General features: G+C 50.3%; 9 protein-coding genes. 4 read left to right on the top strand and 5 right to left on the bottom strand.

Translation table 11 applies throughout. From position 1 onward, the window contains the following. Nucleotides 1-218: 218 nt before the first annotated feature. Nucleotides 219-1,931 carry a type IV-A pilus assembly ATPase PilB gene (gene pilB, locus J7438_RS17375; protein WP_209277542.1) on the top strand — a complete coding sequence of 571 codons (1,713 nt, stop codon included), beginning with the start codon at nucleotides 219-221 and terminating at the stop codon, nucleotides 1,929-1,931. Nucleotides 1,932-2,156: 225 nt separating this feature from the next. On the opposite strand, the gene putA is transcribed toward pilB, so the two are convergent. Next, nucleotides 2,157-5,336 carry a bifunctional proline dehydrogenase/L-glutamate gamma-semialdehyde dehydrogenase PutA gene (putA, locus tag J7438_RS17370; protein WP_286196669.1) on the bottom strand — a complete coding sequence of 1,060 codons (3,180 nt, stop codon included), beginning with the start codon at nucleotides 5,334-5,336 and terminating at the stop codon, nucleotides 2,157-2,159. Nucleotides 5,337-5,912: 576 nt separating this feature from the next. Here putA and J7438_RS17365 point away from each other — a divergent pair. Continuing rightward, on the top strand, nucleotides 5,913-7,277 hold the full coding sequence (locus tag J7438_RS17365) for a hypothetical protein (protein WP_209277540.1): 1,365 nt from the start codon (nucleotides 5,913-5,915) through the stop codon (nucleotides 7,275-7,277). Between the two features lie 73 nt (nucleotides 7,278-7,350). Here J7438_RS17365 and J7438_RS17360 read toward each other — a convergent pair whose 3' ends face one another. Next, nucleotides 7,351-8,403 carry a PLP-dependent cysteine synthase family protein gene (locus J7438_RS17360; RefSeq protein WP_286196668.1) on the bottom strand — a complete coding sequence of 351 codons (1,053 nt, stop codon included), beginning with the start codon at nucleotides 8,401-8,403 and terminating at the stop codon, nucleotides 7,351-7,353. A gap of 288 nt (nucleotides 8,404-8,691) precedes the next feature. Here J7438_RS17360 and J7438_RS17355 point away from each other — a divergent pair, with 288 nt between their 5' ends. After that, nucleotides 8,692-9,831 carry a multifunctional CCA addition/repair protein gene (locus J7438_RS17355; protein ID WP_209277538.1) on the top strand — a complete coding sequence of 380 codons (1,140 nt, stop codon included), beginning with the start codon at nucleotides 8,692-8,694 and terminating at the stop codon, nucleotides 9,829-9,831. A 213-nt stretch (nucleotides 9,832-10,044) separates the two neighbouring features. Then, entirely contained in the window at nucleotides 10,045-13,119 is a 3,075-nt protein-coding gene (locus tag J7438_RS17350) for a hypothetical protein (RefSeq protein WP_209277537.1), read from the top strand. Between the two features lie 83 nt (nucleotides 13,120-13,202). Here J7438_RS17350 and J7438_RS17345 read toward each other — a convergent pair whose 3' ends face one another. The 3 genes from J7438_RS17345 to tsaD form a co-directional block, all read right to left on the bottom strand. Further along, on the bottom strand, nucleotides 13,203-13,601 hold the full coding sequence (locus tag J7438_RS17345; RefSeq protein WP_209277536.1) for a 2-amino-4-hydroxy-6-hydroxymethyldihydropteridine diphosphokinase: 399 nt from the start codon (nucleotides 13,599-13,601) through the stop codon (nucleotides 13,203-13,205). Between the two features lie 6 nt (nucleotides 13,602-13,607). Beyond that, entirely contained in the window at nucleotides 13,608-13,976 is a 369-nt protein-coding gene (gene folB / locus J7438_RS17340) for a dihydroneopterin aldolase (RefSeq protein ID WP_209277535.1), read from the bottom strand. Between the two features lie 217 nt (nucleotides 13,977-14,193). Continuing rightward, nucleotides 14,194-15,231, bottom strand: coding sequence for a tRNA (adenosine(37)-N6)-threonylcarbamoyltransferase complex transferase subunit TsaD (gene tsaD, locus J7438_RS17335; RefSeq protein WP_209277534.1), 1,038 nt, complete (start codon nucleotides 15,229-15,231; stop codon nucleotides 14,194-14,196). Nucleotides 15,232-15,752: the final 521 nt, after the last annotated feature.

The following is a 15,752-nucleotide window of genomic DNA, read 5'->3' as shown; positions in this document are numbered from 1 at the left end:
CCTATCCAAACTCGCAGCCCATGCAAAATCCCCCATTAAAGCCGGAAGATTCCCGACAAAAACCCAGGCCGATAAAATCCCCCCGCACAAAACCACCCTTAACCATCCGCCATTTATGCTGATATATTACAAAGAGCCTGTTGATGCCCCGTTGCCAGTTCAGCGAAACATCATCAGGCCCTGACAATGAATTCAATCTCCAGGGACAGAAACAGGTTATGGCAAACAAACCTCTGACCGGGCTGGCTGCCCGCCTGCTGGCCGATCAATTGATGGAAGAGGCCGACATTCACGACGCTGAAGCCGCTGCTGCCAAGGCCAACAAGCCGCTCGCCCGATATCTGCTGGAAAAAAAACTGGTCAACGGTAATGCCCTGACTCTCGCCACTGCCGAAGAGTTTGGCCTGCCAGTGATCGATCTCAGAGCCTTTGACAAAGAGCATTTCGTCAAAGACGTCGTCGAAGAAAAACTGATGCGAAAGCACAATGTGCTGCCGCTGATCAAGCGGGGCTCACACCTGTTTGCCGCCGTTTCTGATCCGTCCAACCTTCAGGGTCTGGATGAAATCCGTTTTAATACCGGCCTGACCATTCATACGGTCCTGTCGGAGCCCGAAATTCTGGAGAAAATGATTGATACTGCCCTGGATGATACCGGTGGCATGTTTGCCGACGACGATGGGATGGTCGGTCTTGAAGACCTTGAAGTCAGTGCGGTTGATGATTCAGGAGATGATGGCCTGGGAACCTCCGGCGGCGACGGAGAGGATGACACGCCGGTGGTGAAGTTCGTCAATAAGATGCTGCTGTCTGCCATCAAAGGCGGTGCATCGGACCTGCACTTTGAGCCCTATGAAAGAACCTATCGGGTTCGTTTTAGAACCGACGGTGTGCTCCATGAAGTCAATCGCCCCCCGGTCTCCCTCGGGTCCAGGATTGCTTCACGACTGAAGATCATGTCGGCCATGGATATTTCCGAGCGCAGAAAGCCGCAGGATGGCCGGATAAAAATGAAGCTGTCGAAAAGCAAGGCCATCGACTTTCGGGTCAACACGCTGCCCACGCTCTGGGGCGAGAAAATCGTACTTCGTATCCTCGATCCTTCCAGTGCCAAAATGGGGATTGATGCCCTGGGCTACGAAGAAGAGCAGAAAGAGATGTATATGACCGCCCTGCACCAGCCACAGGGCATGATTCTGGTTACCGGACCCACTGGTTCAGGAAAAACGGTATCGCTCTATACCGGTTTGAACATTCTCAATACCAATGAGCGAAACATTTCCACCGCAGAGGACCCGGTGGAAATTAACCTGGAAGGTATTAACCAGGTGAACGTTAACCCCAAGCAGGGTATGGACTTCAGCCAGGCGTTGCGGGCTTTCCTGCGTCAGGATCCGGATATCATCATGGTGGGTGAGATACGGGACCTGGAAACCGCCAATATTGCCATCAAGGCGGCCCAGACCGGCCATATGGTGATGTCCACCCTGCACACCAACAGTGCGGCAGAGACCCTGACCCGTTTGCAGAACATGGGGGTTCCATCATTTAACATCGCAACCTCGGTCAGTCTGATTATTGCCCAGCGTCTGGCACGAAGACTGTGCAACCAGTGCAAGGTAAAGGTTGAAATCCCGAAAGAAACACTGCTGGAAGAGGGCTTTACCGAAGAGCAGGCGGATTCCGCCGAGATTTTTGGCCCTAAAGGCTGTGACAGCTGCAAGGGCGGCTACAAAGGTCGTGTGGGTATTTATGAGGTAGTGTCGATCACTCCAGGTATGCAGCAGATCATTATGGCCGAAGGTAACTCTCTGGAAATCTCGGAGCAGGCCCAGAAAGAAGGCTTTAACAACCTTCGCCAATCGGGGCTATTGAAAGCGCTGCAGGGGGTTACCAGCCTTGAAGAGGTTAACCGGGTAACACAGGATTAACCAGACACTGCTGTTTTCCCGCTGCTCCATGAGGTGAAGCGGTAGGTATAAAAGCCTTGAACCACAAAGACACTAAGGCACAAAGGAAGCCTTTTTTGTTTCTTGAGCGTAGCTCAGGCAAACCCAAAATAACTTTGTGTCTTTGTGTCTTTGTGCCTTTGTGGTTCAAGGCTTTTTGAGGCTTTTCGCAACACCCTCATCGCATGTGAACGAGGGTTTTGCCGCTTACACAGACTCACTCCCCAAAGACAGCAACGTGGCGTTTCCGCCAACAGCCGTGGTATTGATCGACAACGTCTGTTCGGTGGCAAACCTCTGCAGGTAGTTTGGCCCACCCGCTTTTGGACCGGTGCCTGACAGTCCCTGGCCACCAAATGGCTGAACACCGACGACAGCGCCAGTCTGGTTCCTGTTGATATAGATATTACCTACCCTGACCCGCTGCTCAATAAACGTCGCCGTCACTTCGTTTCTACTGTGAATTCCCAGGGTAAGGCCATACCCGGTACTGTTGATCTGCTTAATCACCTCAGGTAAGGCTTTCGCATCATAACGAATCACATGGAGTACAGGGCCGAAGTGCTCCTTCTCCAGTTGGCCAATATGGTCAATTTCAAAGGCAACCGGCGCAACAAAACTGCCGTTAGCGCAATTCGCTGGCAGTTGGCATTCAAACAGCAGCCTGGCTTCTTGTTTCATTCGTTGGATATGTGTCTGTAGTGACTGGCGGGCTTTCTCATCAATAACCGGGCCAATATCGGTAGAATGAAGACTCGGATTGCCGATAGACAACTCCTCCATTGCCCCCTGCAACAGAGTGATCACCCGGTCAGCAATATCTTTCTGCACATAAAGTACCCTGAGCGCTGAACAGCGCTGCCCGGCACTGCCAAAGGCGGACAAGAGAACATCATTCACCACCTGCTCAGGCAGTGCGGTGGAATCGACAATCATGGCATTCTGACCACCGGTTTCAGCAATCAGCGGTATCATCGCGCCCGGGCGATTCGCCAGCGTCTGATTAATCAACCGGGCGGTTTCCGTGGAGCCGGTGAAAGCGACACCGGCAATCCGGGCATCGGCCACCAGCTGACGACCCACCGTCGCACCATCGCCGGGCAATAATTGAATCACATCCCCTGGAATTCCCGCTGCCAGCATCAGCTCAACTGCCCTGCCCGCAATCAGGCCGGTCTGCTCAGCAGGTTTGGCTATCACCGTATTCCCGGCGGCAAGCGCTGCGGTAATCTGCCCGAGGAAAATGGCCAGGGGAAAGTTCCAGGGGCTGATACAGAGAAAAACCCCTCGCCCACAAAGCCGCAGCTCGTTAGATTCACCCGTCGGCCCCGGCATCATGATGGTTGATGAAAACCGCTCCCGTGCCTGACTCCCGTAATAGCGGCAAAAATCCACCGCCTCCCGCACTTCATCAATGGCATCGTGCACGGTTTTGCCAGCTTCCTGATGGCACAGGGCCACCAGCTCCTCATGGTTTTCCTCCAGTAAGTCTGCCAGTTTCTCCAGACAGTCTGCCCGCTGTTCTGCGGGTGTGGAATTCCAGCGCTCAAAGGCCGCTTCAGCAATGCCAATGGCTTCATCGGCCTGAGTTTTATCACTCCATCCCAAATGGCCTGCAATCTGAGAGCGGTCATAGGGGCACGTTATTTCAGAGGTCTCTGTTGACGGTACAAGCTGACCATCAATCCACGGCCCCTGAGTCCATTTATGCCCCATAAAGCTCTGTACTTTTTGCTGAAATGGCTGCCACTGACTGTCAATATCCACATTCACACCCAGTGAGTTTTTCCGTGACTGGCCGTAAATAGCAGGTGGCAACGGGATTTGGTCGTTCTGCAAACAAACCCGGCCTGTTAACGTCTCCACCGGATGCTGAACCAGAGCAGCAACCGGGGTTTTCGCATCCACCAGGCGATGAACAAAGGAGGAATTGGCACCATTCTCAAGTAAACGACGAACCAGGTAAGGCAGCAGATCCTTATGACTGCCAACAGGCGCATAGATACGCACCGGACGACGATGATCAGTCAGGATGAAATTATAGAGCGCATCCCCCATACCGTGGAGGCGCTGGAACTCAAAATCAGCGGCACCTTCAAGCTCTGCCATGGTAAGAATGCTGGCGACAGTGTGGGCATTATGGCTGGCAAACTGTGGATAGAGCGCCGACCTGACAGGCTCGGATAACAGAAATCTGGCACACACCAGGTATGCAACATCTGTCGCTTCCTTGCGGGTATAAACCGGATACCCGGTCAGCCCCTGTTGCTGGCAAAGCTTTACTTCACTGTCCCAGTAAGCTCCCTTTACCAGACGAACCGGAATGCGGTCTCCCTGCTCATGGGCCAGGGCAGAAAGCCAGCACAACGACGGCAGTGCCCGTTTGCCGTAAGCCTGGATCACCAAGCCGAGCCCACCCCAGCCACGACAATCCGGGTGCCGGTAAACCCGCTCAAACACTTCCAGAAACAGCTCATGACGATCCTGTTCCTCAGCGTCCATATTGATAGCTACATTGCCCGCCCTGGCTTCACGAACCAGATCCACCAGCGCAGGCACCAGTTCACGGAACACACGCGCTTTCTGTGCCACTTCATAGCGTGGATGAAGTGCAGAGAGCTTGATGGAAATTCCGGCACGGGGGGAGTTTCCGTGGTCGGGCTCAGCGGCCACTGCTCTGATCGCCGCCAGGTATTCATCGTGATAACGCCGGGCATCCTCCATGGTCAGGGCAGACTCTCCCAACATATCAAAAGAGTAGGTATACCCCTTTTCCCGTTGTTTCAGGCCATTCTTTAACGCTTCTGAAATATTACGCCCCAGGACAAAATGACGCCCCATAATCTTCATGGCCTGGTTAACCGCCTGGCGAATGACCGGTTCCCCCATCCGGTTCACCAGTTTGCCAATAACCCCTCCGGCAGAACCATCCTCCCCGGCGTCAAGGTTGACCACCTTGCCGGTAAGCAGCAACCCCCAGGTGGAGGCATTGACCAGCAGAGAGTCACTTTGGCTCAGGTGTTTTTTCCAGTCAGCCACACTGAGCTTGTCGCGGATCAGGGCGTCGGCAGTCCGATCATCGGGAATGCGCATCAGGGCTTCAGCCAGGCACATCAGCAAAATACCTTCCCGAGTGTCCAGGCTGTACTGCAATAACAATGCATCAATCATATGAATGCCATTATCACTGCTCCTGACCTGCTCAATCATTCTGGTGGCTTGACTGGCTGTCTCAGGGTAATCTCCGGACTGTTCATCCAGGATCTGCACCAGTTCCTGTAACCATGAAGCCTCATCCACGGAGTAATGAGGAGAGATCATCGACCAGAGTTCGGCTGGCTTTTGCCGGACAATACCTGCGTTGAATGCATCTTTTGCCTGGAACATACCCTTCTCCATTTCCTTTCTCCAATTTGTGGCGTGCAGGATGAATAACCAGACTGCTGCCAATGATCCTGACCGTTGTATTTAGAATATCTATCGCTCTTCCTGAGTATTTAATATTACTCCCCGGTTCTGCACATCAATGCCAGGTTAACTACACCGGCATCAGAAATCGCACTCCTTAACTGATCACCCTGAACCAATCATGAATGTATTCTCATTTTGTAGACTGATAAAACCCAACGATAGTTCATCAAAAAGTTTATATTTTTCCTGAATAAAGAGAAAACAAGCAATAACCACAAGGCAAGATCATCAAAATATTGTTCAGATTCTCTTTTTATTACCTTTGACAAATACAGCCCCCCATAAGTCAATTGTCCTGTAAATAACCAGATCACTTAAAAACACCGGCAGGCAAAAACAATTAAAACAATATATCTTTATAAAACAATAATTACTAATTGATATAGAACCAATGACACTCCCACCTGTCGAATGTTGTTGCCATCTTGGCAAAATGAGATCTGCATAATTTTTAACCCCCAATTTCTCCATCAATTTAACAAGGATTAAATAATGGCGAACCCATTACCAGCATCGGGCACACAACAAATCTACACTCCACCGGCAGCGGGTGGGCTTCAGACCGGACAGTCATCTGGGCCGACTGGCTACTATGGTGGGCATAATGTCAGCACACGTGATCCGGCACTTCAATTGCGTGGTTCCGGACCAGAGGCTGCAGCCTTGCCCTATCAGCAACAGGGCGGTGAGCCCCCTTTCGGCTCCGTTGCACAGCACCCCGCTACCAGTTACATGACGCCTCAATCTCCAGCGGGAGCAACTGCCGCAGAAACTGCCCCTGCAACTCCGGAAGAGGCTAAGACTAACGGCGAGCAGAAAGCTGCTGAAGGCGAAAAAAAAGCTGCTGAAGGCGAAAAGAAAGCTGCTGAAGGTGAAAAGAAAGCCGCTGAAGGTGAACAGAAATCAGCTGGCGATAAAACCTTACTTGAACGCTTGAATCTGGGGAAATTCTTTAGCAATACGAGGCATGCAGGGGGGGCACCTGAATCAAAATCATCAGAGCAAGCTGCTGAAAAAGGAAAAACTGCTGAAAAGGAAAAAACGGCTGACTCGGGAAAGAGTGCTGAGCAGAAAGCGCCGGAAAAGGCCCCTGACCAGGGAGCGAAACAATCCGCAGCACCGCCCGCGCCTGCGCCCGCGCCTGCACCCGCTGCCCATCAGCCAGTAAGCAGTCAATCACCCCATACAGGCCATCAACAAGACCCACACCGTTCAGCAATGCCGCCATATACCCCGGCTCCCACACATACTCCTGCAACCCCCGGGCATGCGCAGACTCCAGCTTATGGGGCACATCCTCAGGCCTCGGTAACCGGGTCAACCCAGCATGCTCAATTTGATAGCCGCTCCGTTCCTCCTGACAGCAAAGAGACTGCTCCAACACCGCAACGTACAGTTCTTGAGCAGAGAGTCGACAGCGACATTCAACAAATGCGTAGCTTAGTGGGTGAAGGTGTTTCTCATTATGGCCAGCAGGGACCTACAAGGGAGCGGCTGAACGCCGATGCCCTCCGGGATCTTAGTTTCCATCGCGAGCAAGCAGCTATGCATAATGAGCAAGCAACTAAATGCGAATCGTTCCTTGAATCTTCTTCAAAACCAGGAATACAGAAGCAGTTAACTGAAGAACTGGCCAGCCAACAAACAAATGAGGTCAGGACTGATGAGCAATCCAGAACTCAACAAATGGGCCAACAATCCGGACTGTCTCCCTCACTTCAGGATGCCCTGGGCCAGGAGGTATTTAAAATGGCCAAACAAGGTGCTATTGAAGGTGCTCGTGAAGCCTTAAATGCTCAAGCCAGGGGATTGGAGAATAAATACGGGCCACTCGGGCAGCGAGGTACCGACGTTTAATCTTCTGACGTTTAACCCTCAACGGTCGCATCTGCGGCCGTTCTCTTTTGAAGGCAGTCTGTGAAGGTTGGTATTATTTGCCGTACAAGCGACATAAATCGTCTATCCATGGCTGTATATCCCCAACCTGGGCAGCAAACCAGTCAGGGTTATAACAGGTATCCAGATAACGATCACCCGGATCACACAACAGGGTAACGATAGATCCTTCCTGACCATCGGATTTCATCTGTGCAGCAATTTGCAAGGCTCCATATAAATTAGTCCCGGTACTCGGGCCAGCCTTGCGACCCAGTATCCTTTCCAGCCAGTGAATGGTTGCAATAGCGGCTACATCAGGCACTCTACGCATGTCATCAATCACACCGGGAATAAATGATGGTTCGACTCTCGGCCGCCCAATACCCTCGATAAGAGAGCCCTGGTCAATCGTCAGGCTTGAGTCACCACTGGTGTAGTAGTCCATGAAAACAGAGTGATCGGGGTCCACAACACATAACCGGGTATTCAGCTTTTGGTATCGAATGTAGCGTCCAATGGTGGCCGATGTTCCTCCGGTTCCCGGGCTCATGACAATCCAGCTGGGCACCGGGTATTTCTCAGCCCGCATCTGCCGAAAAATGGAATCAGCAATATTGTTGTTACCCCGCCAGTCTGTTGCCCTCTCTGCATAAGTAAACTGGTCCATATAGTGTCCATTCAGCTCCCTGGCCAACCGCTGGGATTCGGCATAAATCTCACTGGAGCAATTGACCAGGTGACACTGACCACCGTAAAACCTGATCTGTTGTATCTTCTGCATGGAGGTCGATCTGGGCATTACGGCGATAAATGGCAAGCCCAGCAGTCGGGCAAAGTAGGCTTCAGAAACGGCTGTACTTCCTGAAGAGGACTCAATAATGGTGGTATTCTCATCAACCCAACCATTACAGATGGCATAAAGAAATAAAGACCTGGCCAGACGGTGCTTAAGGCTGCCCGTCGGGTGCGTGCTTTCATCTTTCAGATACACCTCGACACCGTTGATTCCCGGTAATTCAAGCCGTATCAGATGTGTATCTGCACTGCGTTGAAAGTCCGCCTCAATTTTGCTGATGGCTTCATTAACCCATTGATGACCACTCATAACCTTCCCCCAAGTACGTCCATATGAATTTATCGGGTGGGAAAAACGCTTCATCAGGCGCTATTGATATGAATGCTTTCGTACCTTCCTCTATACCCAACACATTGTTAAAGATATTTTATGGCTTTGAACAGAGAAAAGTATTTCAAAAAACACCCAAAGAACCATTTTTATAAAATAATCATCTCCCAGAGATAAAAATATTAAAATAAAATTTTAAACAGGGAAAAAAATACACCATTTTGCTATAAACAGTTCTTACTTTTATATCTGGAATAGTCCTCATTTATGCAAGTCTATCGGGTAGGTGGTGCGGTCAGAGATCAATTACTGGGTTTGCCTGTTAAGGACAATGACTGGGTTGTCGTTGGTGCAACACCCGGGCAGATGAAGGATCTGGGCTATCAGCCGGTTGGCCGGGATTTCCCGGTTTTCCTTCACCCGCAAACCAAAGAGGAATACGCACTGGCCCGAACGGAACGCAAAACCGGGCATGGTTATGCGGGTTTCAGCTTTTACACATCCGTTGACATATCCCTGGAGGAAGACTTACTGAGACGGGATTTAACCATTAATGCCATGGCAGAGGACCAGCACGGGAACATTATTGACCCATACGGAGGTCAGGAAGACCTGAAAAACCGCCGACTTCGCCACATATCGCCTGCTTTTCAGGAAGATCCTCTTAGAATCCTCAGGGTTGCCCGGTTCGCCGCGAGACTTGCCCCCCTTGGCTTTCAGGTTGCAGAAGAGACGCTGGAATTAATGGGCAACATGGTGAATAACGGCGAAGCATCCCATCTGGTACCCGAAAGAGTATGGCAGGAAACATCAAGGGCCTTGATGGAACCAAGCCCTTCGGTCTACTTTCAAACCCTGGAAAGCTGCGGCGCTCTTCAAGCCGTATTGCCCGAGTTCCGATCCCTGATCCATAACCAGACCTTATTGCACCTCAACATGGCCGCCCGGGACAACAACACAGCACTGATCCGGTTTGGCTGCCTGTTCTCGCCTTTACTGCCTCAGGCCGAAGCGGAAAAAACCAATGGCATACTGACGGTTCAGGGTGTTTCATCCAGATTGCGATTACCCTCAGAATATGCCGATATGGCCCTTCTGGTCACAGAGCACGCCCAAAGTGTTGCGTCGGTTATTCACAGCAACGATGCAGAGTCCCTGATGACCCTGTTTGAAGCCACCGATGCCCTGCGCCGCCCTGAACGCTTTATCAGCCTGATTACGACTCTTTCCTATAGCTTGGCAACGGTTAAATTGAAAAAAAGCCAGATCATTGAACTATTGGCTGGCTGTTTATCCATTAAAGCCAGAGATTTGATGACTGAAAACATCACAGGAAAAGCCCTGGGTGAAGCATTAAGACAGAAGCGGCTTCAGCAAATTCAATCAAAAATGCATCTTAACGAATAAAATCAGTGATTAGAGCCACAACTATCTATGATACAGCGTTAAGAGCTATTGATAGTAATTTCAAGCTCTTAACGCATTCCAAAACACATTCTAATTACTGACACTTCATTAATTAGTATTAAACTGGAACAAAACTCCAAATAAAGTGTCCAAATGTTCAGTCAATACTTTATTGATGTAATTAATCATACAAACTGAATAAGGACATAAACCATGGCAAACACAGGTCCAGTTGTAACACAGGTAACTCCGGCTCACATCCCACCGGTACCGCCGCCTCCACCGGGCGTCAAACCGTCTCCGGTTATTAATGCCCAGCCTGTGGCAACATCCACAACAACCCGGGTAGACAAGCAAACCCAAACGTCGCAGCGGCAGCCACGACCTTTAAAGCTGTCTGACAGAATTAAACAAGGCATCGCTGCTATAGGTGGCACACCGGCAGGGTCTGCGCAAAAATCTGTCCAGACAGAGCCTGCTCCGGTGAAACCTGCCAAGACGACTCCGGTAGAAAAAACCGCAGAAGGCAAAACTGCTGAAAAGCCAGAAAAAACTGCTGAAGGCAAAACTGCTGAAGGCAAAACTGCTGAAGGCAAAACTGCTGAAGGCAAAACTGCTGAAGGCAAAACTGCTGAAGGCAAAACTGCTGAAGGCAAAACTGCTGAAGGCAAAACTGCTGAGAAAACTTCTGAGACAAAAGAACAGCCAATTACTGTCATTCACAAGCTCAGCCTGGGCGAGCGTGTAATTGGTAAGTTGAAAGTCGTGGGCTCATTCCTTGTTGCCCCCTTAAAGCTCATCTTTAACGCTGTTAAATTTGTTACCAAACCTCTGCAAGATTACGTGATTACCCCTGCTTACGAAGGGTTACTCTATGTATTCCATCCGGCCAAGTATAATGCCAGAAAGCTGGAGCAGAAAACCGCTGCACAGCAGGCTGAGGATGCTCTCAAGCAGGAAAAAAGTCAGGCATTTGACAAGCTCTGCATGACAGAGGCCAAGCAACGGCATAACCAGCTTCACGAGGACTTGAATTGCGCAAGGCTGGCCAACCACTTCGGTGTTACCGACATGGAAGTTAAAGACAAGGTAAAGAATCAAAAAGCTCGCGCTGAAGCCAACCACCTGTTCAATGAGCAACTGGCGGCTAACAAGCTGAAGCTGCACAAAGAAAAAGTACTCCACGAAGATCCAAAAACCGGTGAAAAATACTACTACACCCCGACCCGTACCCTGGCGGTAGCTAACGAAAATAATCGGGCAACCGTGACGGTTAAAGAGAAGACCCCGGGCGGTAAGGTTGTAGATCATTTACTGGATGCTGACCATGCATCAGTAGCCATGAGACTGGGTAACGACCCTGCGCTGGCCACCGCTATGTATAATTACAACAAAGAAATGGCAGCTTACGAACAGTTATTGGCAGCATTCATCAAGGACAATGCAAAATACCAGAATGCCAAACAGAAAGCGGCGAAGAAAGGTAAAGCACTTGATCAAAAAGCGCCTGTTCACCCCGGCGAGCCTCCCAAACGTCCTGTATTTAAATGCACTGATGAGAACGTGATCGCAGCATTCAAGCTGGTCAGAGAACAATATCACGCCAAGCTTCACGCAGCAGTACAAACCCTTGGCAAAGACGTGGCGACAATGATGGCTGATTTTGATGCGGCCTACCCGAACAACGAGGATACCAAAAACTTCATCAATAGAGCGCCGAATCCTGAAGCCTATAAAGAAGAAGTTCAGGCATGGGCTAAAAAGTTAGAATCCAGGCTTGGAGAAATGCAGAAAGAGCTGAAGCAGGCAGAAAAAGGTGGAAACAAGTCTGCGATTGAGTCATTAAATAAGCTCATCAGCGATCAGCAAAGGTATATCGATATCAACAAGCGCCACCTGGCAATCTATGCCAAAGAGTGCGAGAAGACCTCGATCCAACAAGAGCTTGATTACCTGAACCAGATGTGCCCGAACCTTCAGGAACACCGTACACAAGACATTGATGACTGGAAAAACGGTGCACTTGTTCGTGACCCTCAAGATCCTGATTTCGATAAAAGGGTATCAGACAAACGCGACAGGCTGGACATTGGGCGTTTGAAAAACTGGGTTTACAAAGATGCGAAGGGTAACGCCCTGGATATCTTCACCAAAGATGCCGGCGGCAATGTCACTGGTGTCGACAAAACCATGTATGCCCAGGTGAACGATGTGATCATCCCCACGCCTGACAGGAAGCTAACCCCGGCTTACAACGGAAGAGTGTCTGCCCCGGATTACCAGAATCAGGAAGGCATGAAGTGGAGCAAGATGCGCCAGGCTCCATATCAAGGCTATGTTGCCCAGAGAGATGAAAATGGCAAAGTCCTGAAAGACCTTGATGGCAAGGTAAAATGGGAAGAGGCACCTGGCCGACTCAGCAACCACTGGATGGTTAAGTACAGTGACGTTGATGGCAGGCATGAGGGCTACGATAAGTCCCAAACCATTGTCAAAAACAGTGCGCTGGCCAGCAAACCTGAAGCTTCTGTTGTCACTGAACCCGAAACTCCTGTAGCTGTTGAACCTATAGTTGCTGTTGTTGAACCCAAAGTTCCTGTTGTTGAACCCGAAGTTCCTGTTGTCATTAGACCCGGAGTTTCTGTAGAACAACAAACACCGGAACAATTAGACAGCCCAGAAGCCCTGGCAGCCGAGATTGGAGAAAAACTCTTCGCTCTGACCGAGGAAAATGTGCATGCTCACAATGAGCTACTGAGCGCAAAAAGCAGCCAACCAAGAGTTCGTACAGTCGATGGTGATTTCTGTTTCTCTGAGAACAGTTCAGAGGCGAATGACGATGGCGAGAGCGTTGCTGCCATGCCCAAGCATTTGTTTGAGCGTGAGGAGCGAGAAATGGCGATCCGTGAATTAATTGAGCAAATGCCAACATTGAAGCCTGTAAGGCACCATCATTCCGGTCGCATGGAATTGCTGGAAAAGATTTGCGATGGCTCGCCAGAAGAGGTAGAGAGATTTCTCTCCGGCAGTAGGTTCGTTGCAGACGCAAAAGATGAGCTCCATAGCCACCACCCCGTCATTGATAGTAAATTAAATCCTGACGATGATTCTGAATACAGTGACAATAGTTCTGAATACAGTGACGAAAGAGCCCTCTTGATTAATCCAATCTCTTTACCTCAAGGCCCAATACCCTCGCTGTTCACTGATCCCTCACCTCTATTGGAGCGTTTGGACCGTTTGAACAATGAGCTGGCGAAGATGAATGAAAACAACGCTAGCACATAAGCGCAGGCTATTTTGCCATGTTTTTTCAGGCTAACCCCTGAATACTCTGGCCGTCTTTTCAAGACGGCCTTTTTTTATGGTAATTATACCAATTCCCTCATACTCCTGTTTAACAGCTCTGTTACCAGGGGCCGAAACCAGGGTTCTTTAACCTGATTGATCAACTTTTCCACTACAAGGGCACCAGAACAGTCCAACGCCAGTAAAAGATCAATATCCGCAGCACAAAGGCGCTGTTCGCGATCCCTTCCCAGTTGCCCTTCAAGCCTCTTGCACCATTGCTGCAATGCCTCAGCACTCATATCTGACTCAAGGCAAACCACCCCGTTAATGTAGTCGGGAGCCTCAACACCAACCGCTTTCGTGGTCACCAGTTCACTGACCCTAACCTTACCAAATCGCTGCTCCAGTGCAGCGATCATCTGACGACACTGATACTCAGCGTTAATATTGGAACCAATACCAAGCACATAGACAGTCACTGTCAGCTATTCCTGTCCCATCATCTGTGTACGGGTTCGCTCACACCAGACAGTAGCAAGCGCATTGGTCAAAGCCTTCGGCTTGCGAATGGTGACAGCCACTTTATCCACCGGATAATGCTTCATCACCTGAGTGATGATACCGCCAGCCAATGCCTCAATCAGCTGATACCGGGAGGCCTCACAAAATGCCCTGACATGTCGGGTAATGGCGTCGTAATCCAGCGCATCCTGTAAGTCGTCACTGGTAAAAGCGCGGGTAAAATCAGTCGTCAGTTCCAGGTCCAGCACCAATGGCTGTGGTGCTTCGTGCTCGAACTCATAAACACCGATAACCGCCCGGGTTTCAATGGCTTCTATTCGTACTTTATCCATGGGAGTCAAACTCACGCTCTTTTAATCATGAAAATAGTGGCGCAGAAAACGAAATCTAAAGAAGCTGTCGCTAAAAAAAAGGAAATAAACATCAAACCACAAAGACACAGAGGCACAAAGGTAAAGATGGGCACGACCTGCTCGACAGGTAACATCAGAACAAAAAACTTTGTGTCTCCGTGCCTTTGTGGTTCCCATCTTTAAAAGGCTTCTGTGACTAGCCGACAGGCTCCAGCTCTTCCATAGGCCAGCGAGGCACAGGCACCACTTCAGGCCCATCGCTCTGACCAGCAAGCAGCCGCTGACAGCCAGCATAAGCGATCATGGCACCATTATCCGTGCAGAACTGAGGACGGGCATAACGCAGTACCGCACCTTCTTTTTCCACCATGGATTCCAGGGCAGCCCGCAGTGACTGATTGGCACTGACGCCTCCAGCAATAATCAGCTGCTTCATACCGGTCTGCTGCAGGGCACGGCGACATTTGATGGTCAGGGTTGCCACCACCGCCTGTTCAAAGGCACGGGCAATATCCGCACGATCCTGAACCATAGGCTCTTTGGCTATTGCTTCTTCACGGCATTTTGCCACGGTATTCAGGGTGTAGGTTTTCAAGCCACTGAAGCTGAAATCCAGTCCCGGGCGATCGGTCATGGGCCGTGGGAAACGAAAACGCCCTTCCTGCCCCTGTTCTGCCAGCCGGGCAATGGCAGGACCACCGGGGTAATCCAGACCCAGCATCGCAGCTACTTTATCAAAAGCTTCTCCGGCGGCATCGTCAACCGACTCACCCAGCAGGGTGTAACGACCAATACCAGCTACCTGCACCAGCTGAGTGTGGCCACCGGATACCAGCAGCGCCACAAATGGAAACGCTACGGGTGTTTCTTCCAGCATGGGGGCCAGCAGATGACCTTCCATATGGTGAACCCCCACCGATGGAATGCCCCAGGCCCAGGCCAGTGCCTTGCCAATACAGGCTCCCACCATCAGGGCCCCCACCAGCCCGGGGCCACGGGTGTAGGCTATGGCATCGATCTGATCTTTACAGATGCCTGCCTGCTCAAGCACCTGGTTAATCAGGGGCAATACTCTCTGGATATGGTCTCTGGAAGCCAGTTCAGGTACCACACCACCGTAATCGATGTGCATATCAATCTGACTGAACAGGGCATCGCTCAGCAGACCTTTCCCGCTGTCATAGAGGGCAATGCCGGTCTCATCGCAGGAAGTTTCTATCCCGAGAACAATCATTCAACCAACCTGTGAAACAATGTGTGCAAAAAAGAGCCAATGAAATTCCCGAATCCGGATATTTCATAAAAGGAAAGAATCATACGTTAAGTAGTTGGCCAAATGGAATCGTATATTTCTGGCTAAGTGGGCAGTTACTATGCAAGGCACAACGCAGGGAGCATAACCGTAGCTATGTGACCGGAGTTGTAACGCCGCACGACTGCATGGATGCAGGAGCTAGAGCAACGCAGGAGCAGTTGCCGAGAGTGACTGTCCACTTAGCCAGAAATATATGATTTCATTTGGTTAACTACTTAAGTGGGCGTTTTTTGCATTTTTGTTGAATAAGCTTTAAAATTCGCGCCCTTGAAAAACTGCGACTAATCTGTCCTGTTAGTGTGAGTATTAACGTCCTGCTTTGGGTAAAGACCCGTCTTTTCAAAGCACGATACTGGTAATCACAGAGGCGATTTATCGCATTCGCGCAGCATTGGCTGTAATCCAGCCGTGAGTTTTTTAGCCCTCAGTCGCACTGACCG

The organism is Thalassotalea sp. G20_0 (assembly GCF_017744175.1).
Classification (GTDB): domain Bacteria; phylum Pseudomonadota; class Gammaproteobacteria; order Pseudomonadales; family Endozoicomonadaceae; genus Endozoicomonas.
The sequence above is the reverse complement of the archived record's forward strand: the minus strand, read 5'-3'. Positions and strand labels throughout refer to the sequence as shown.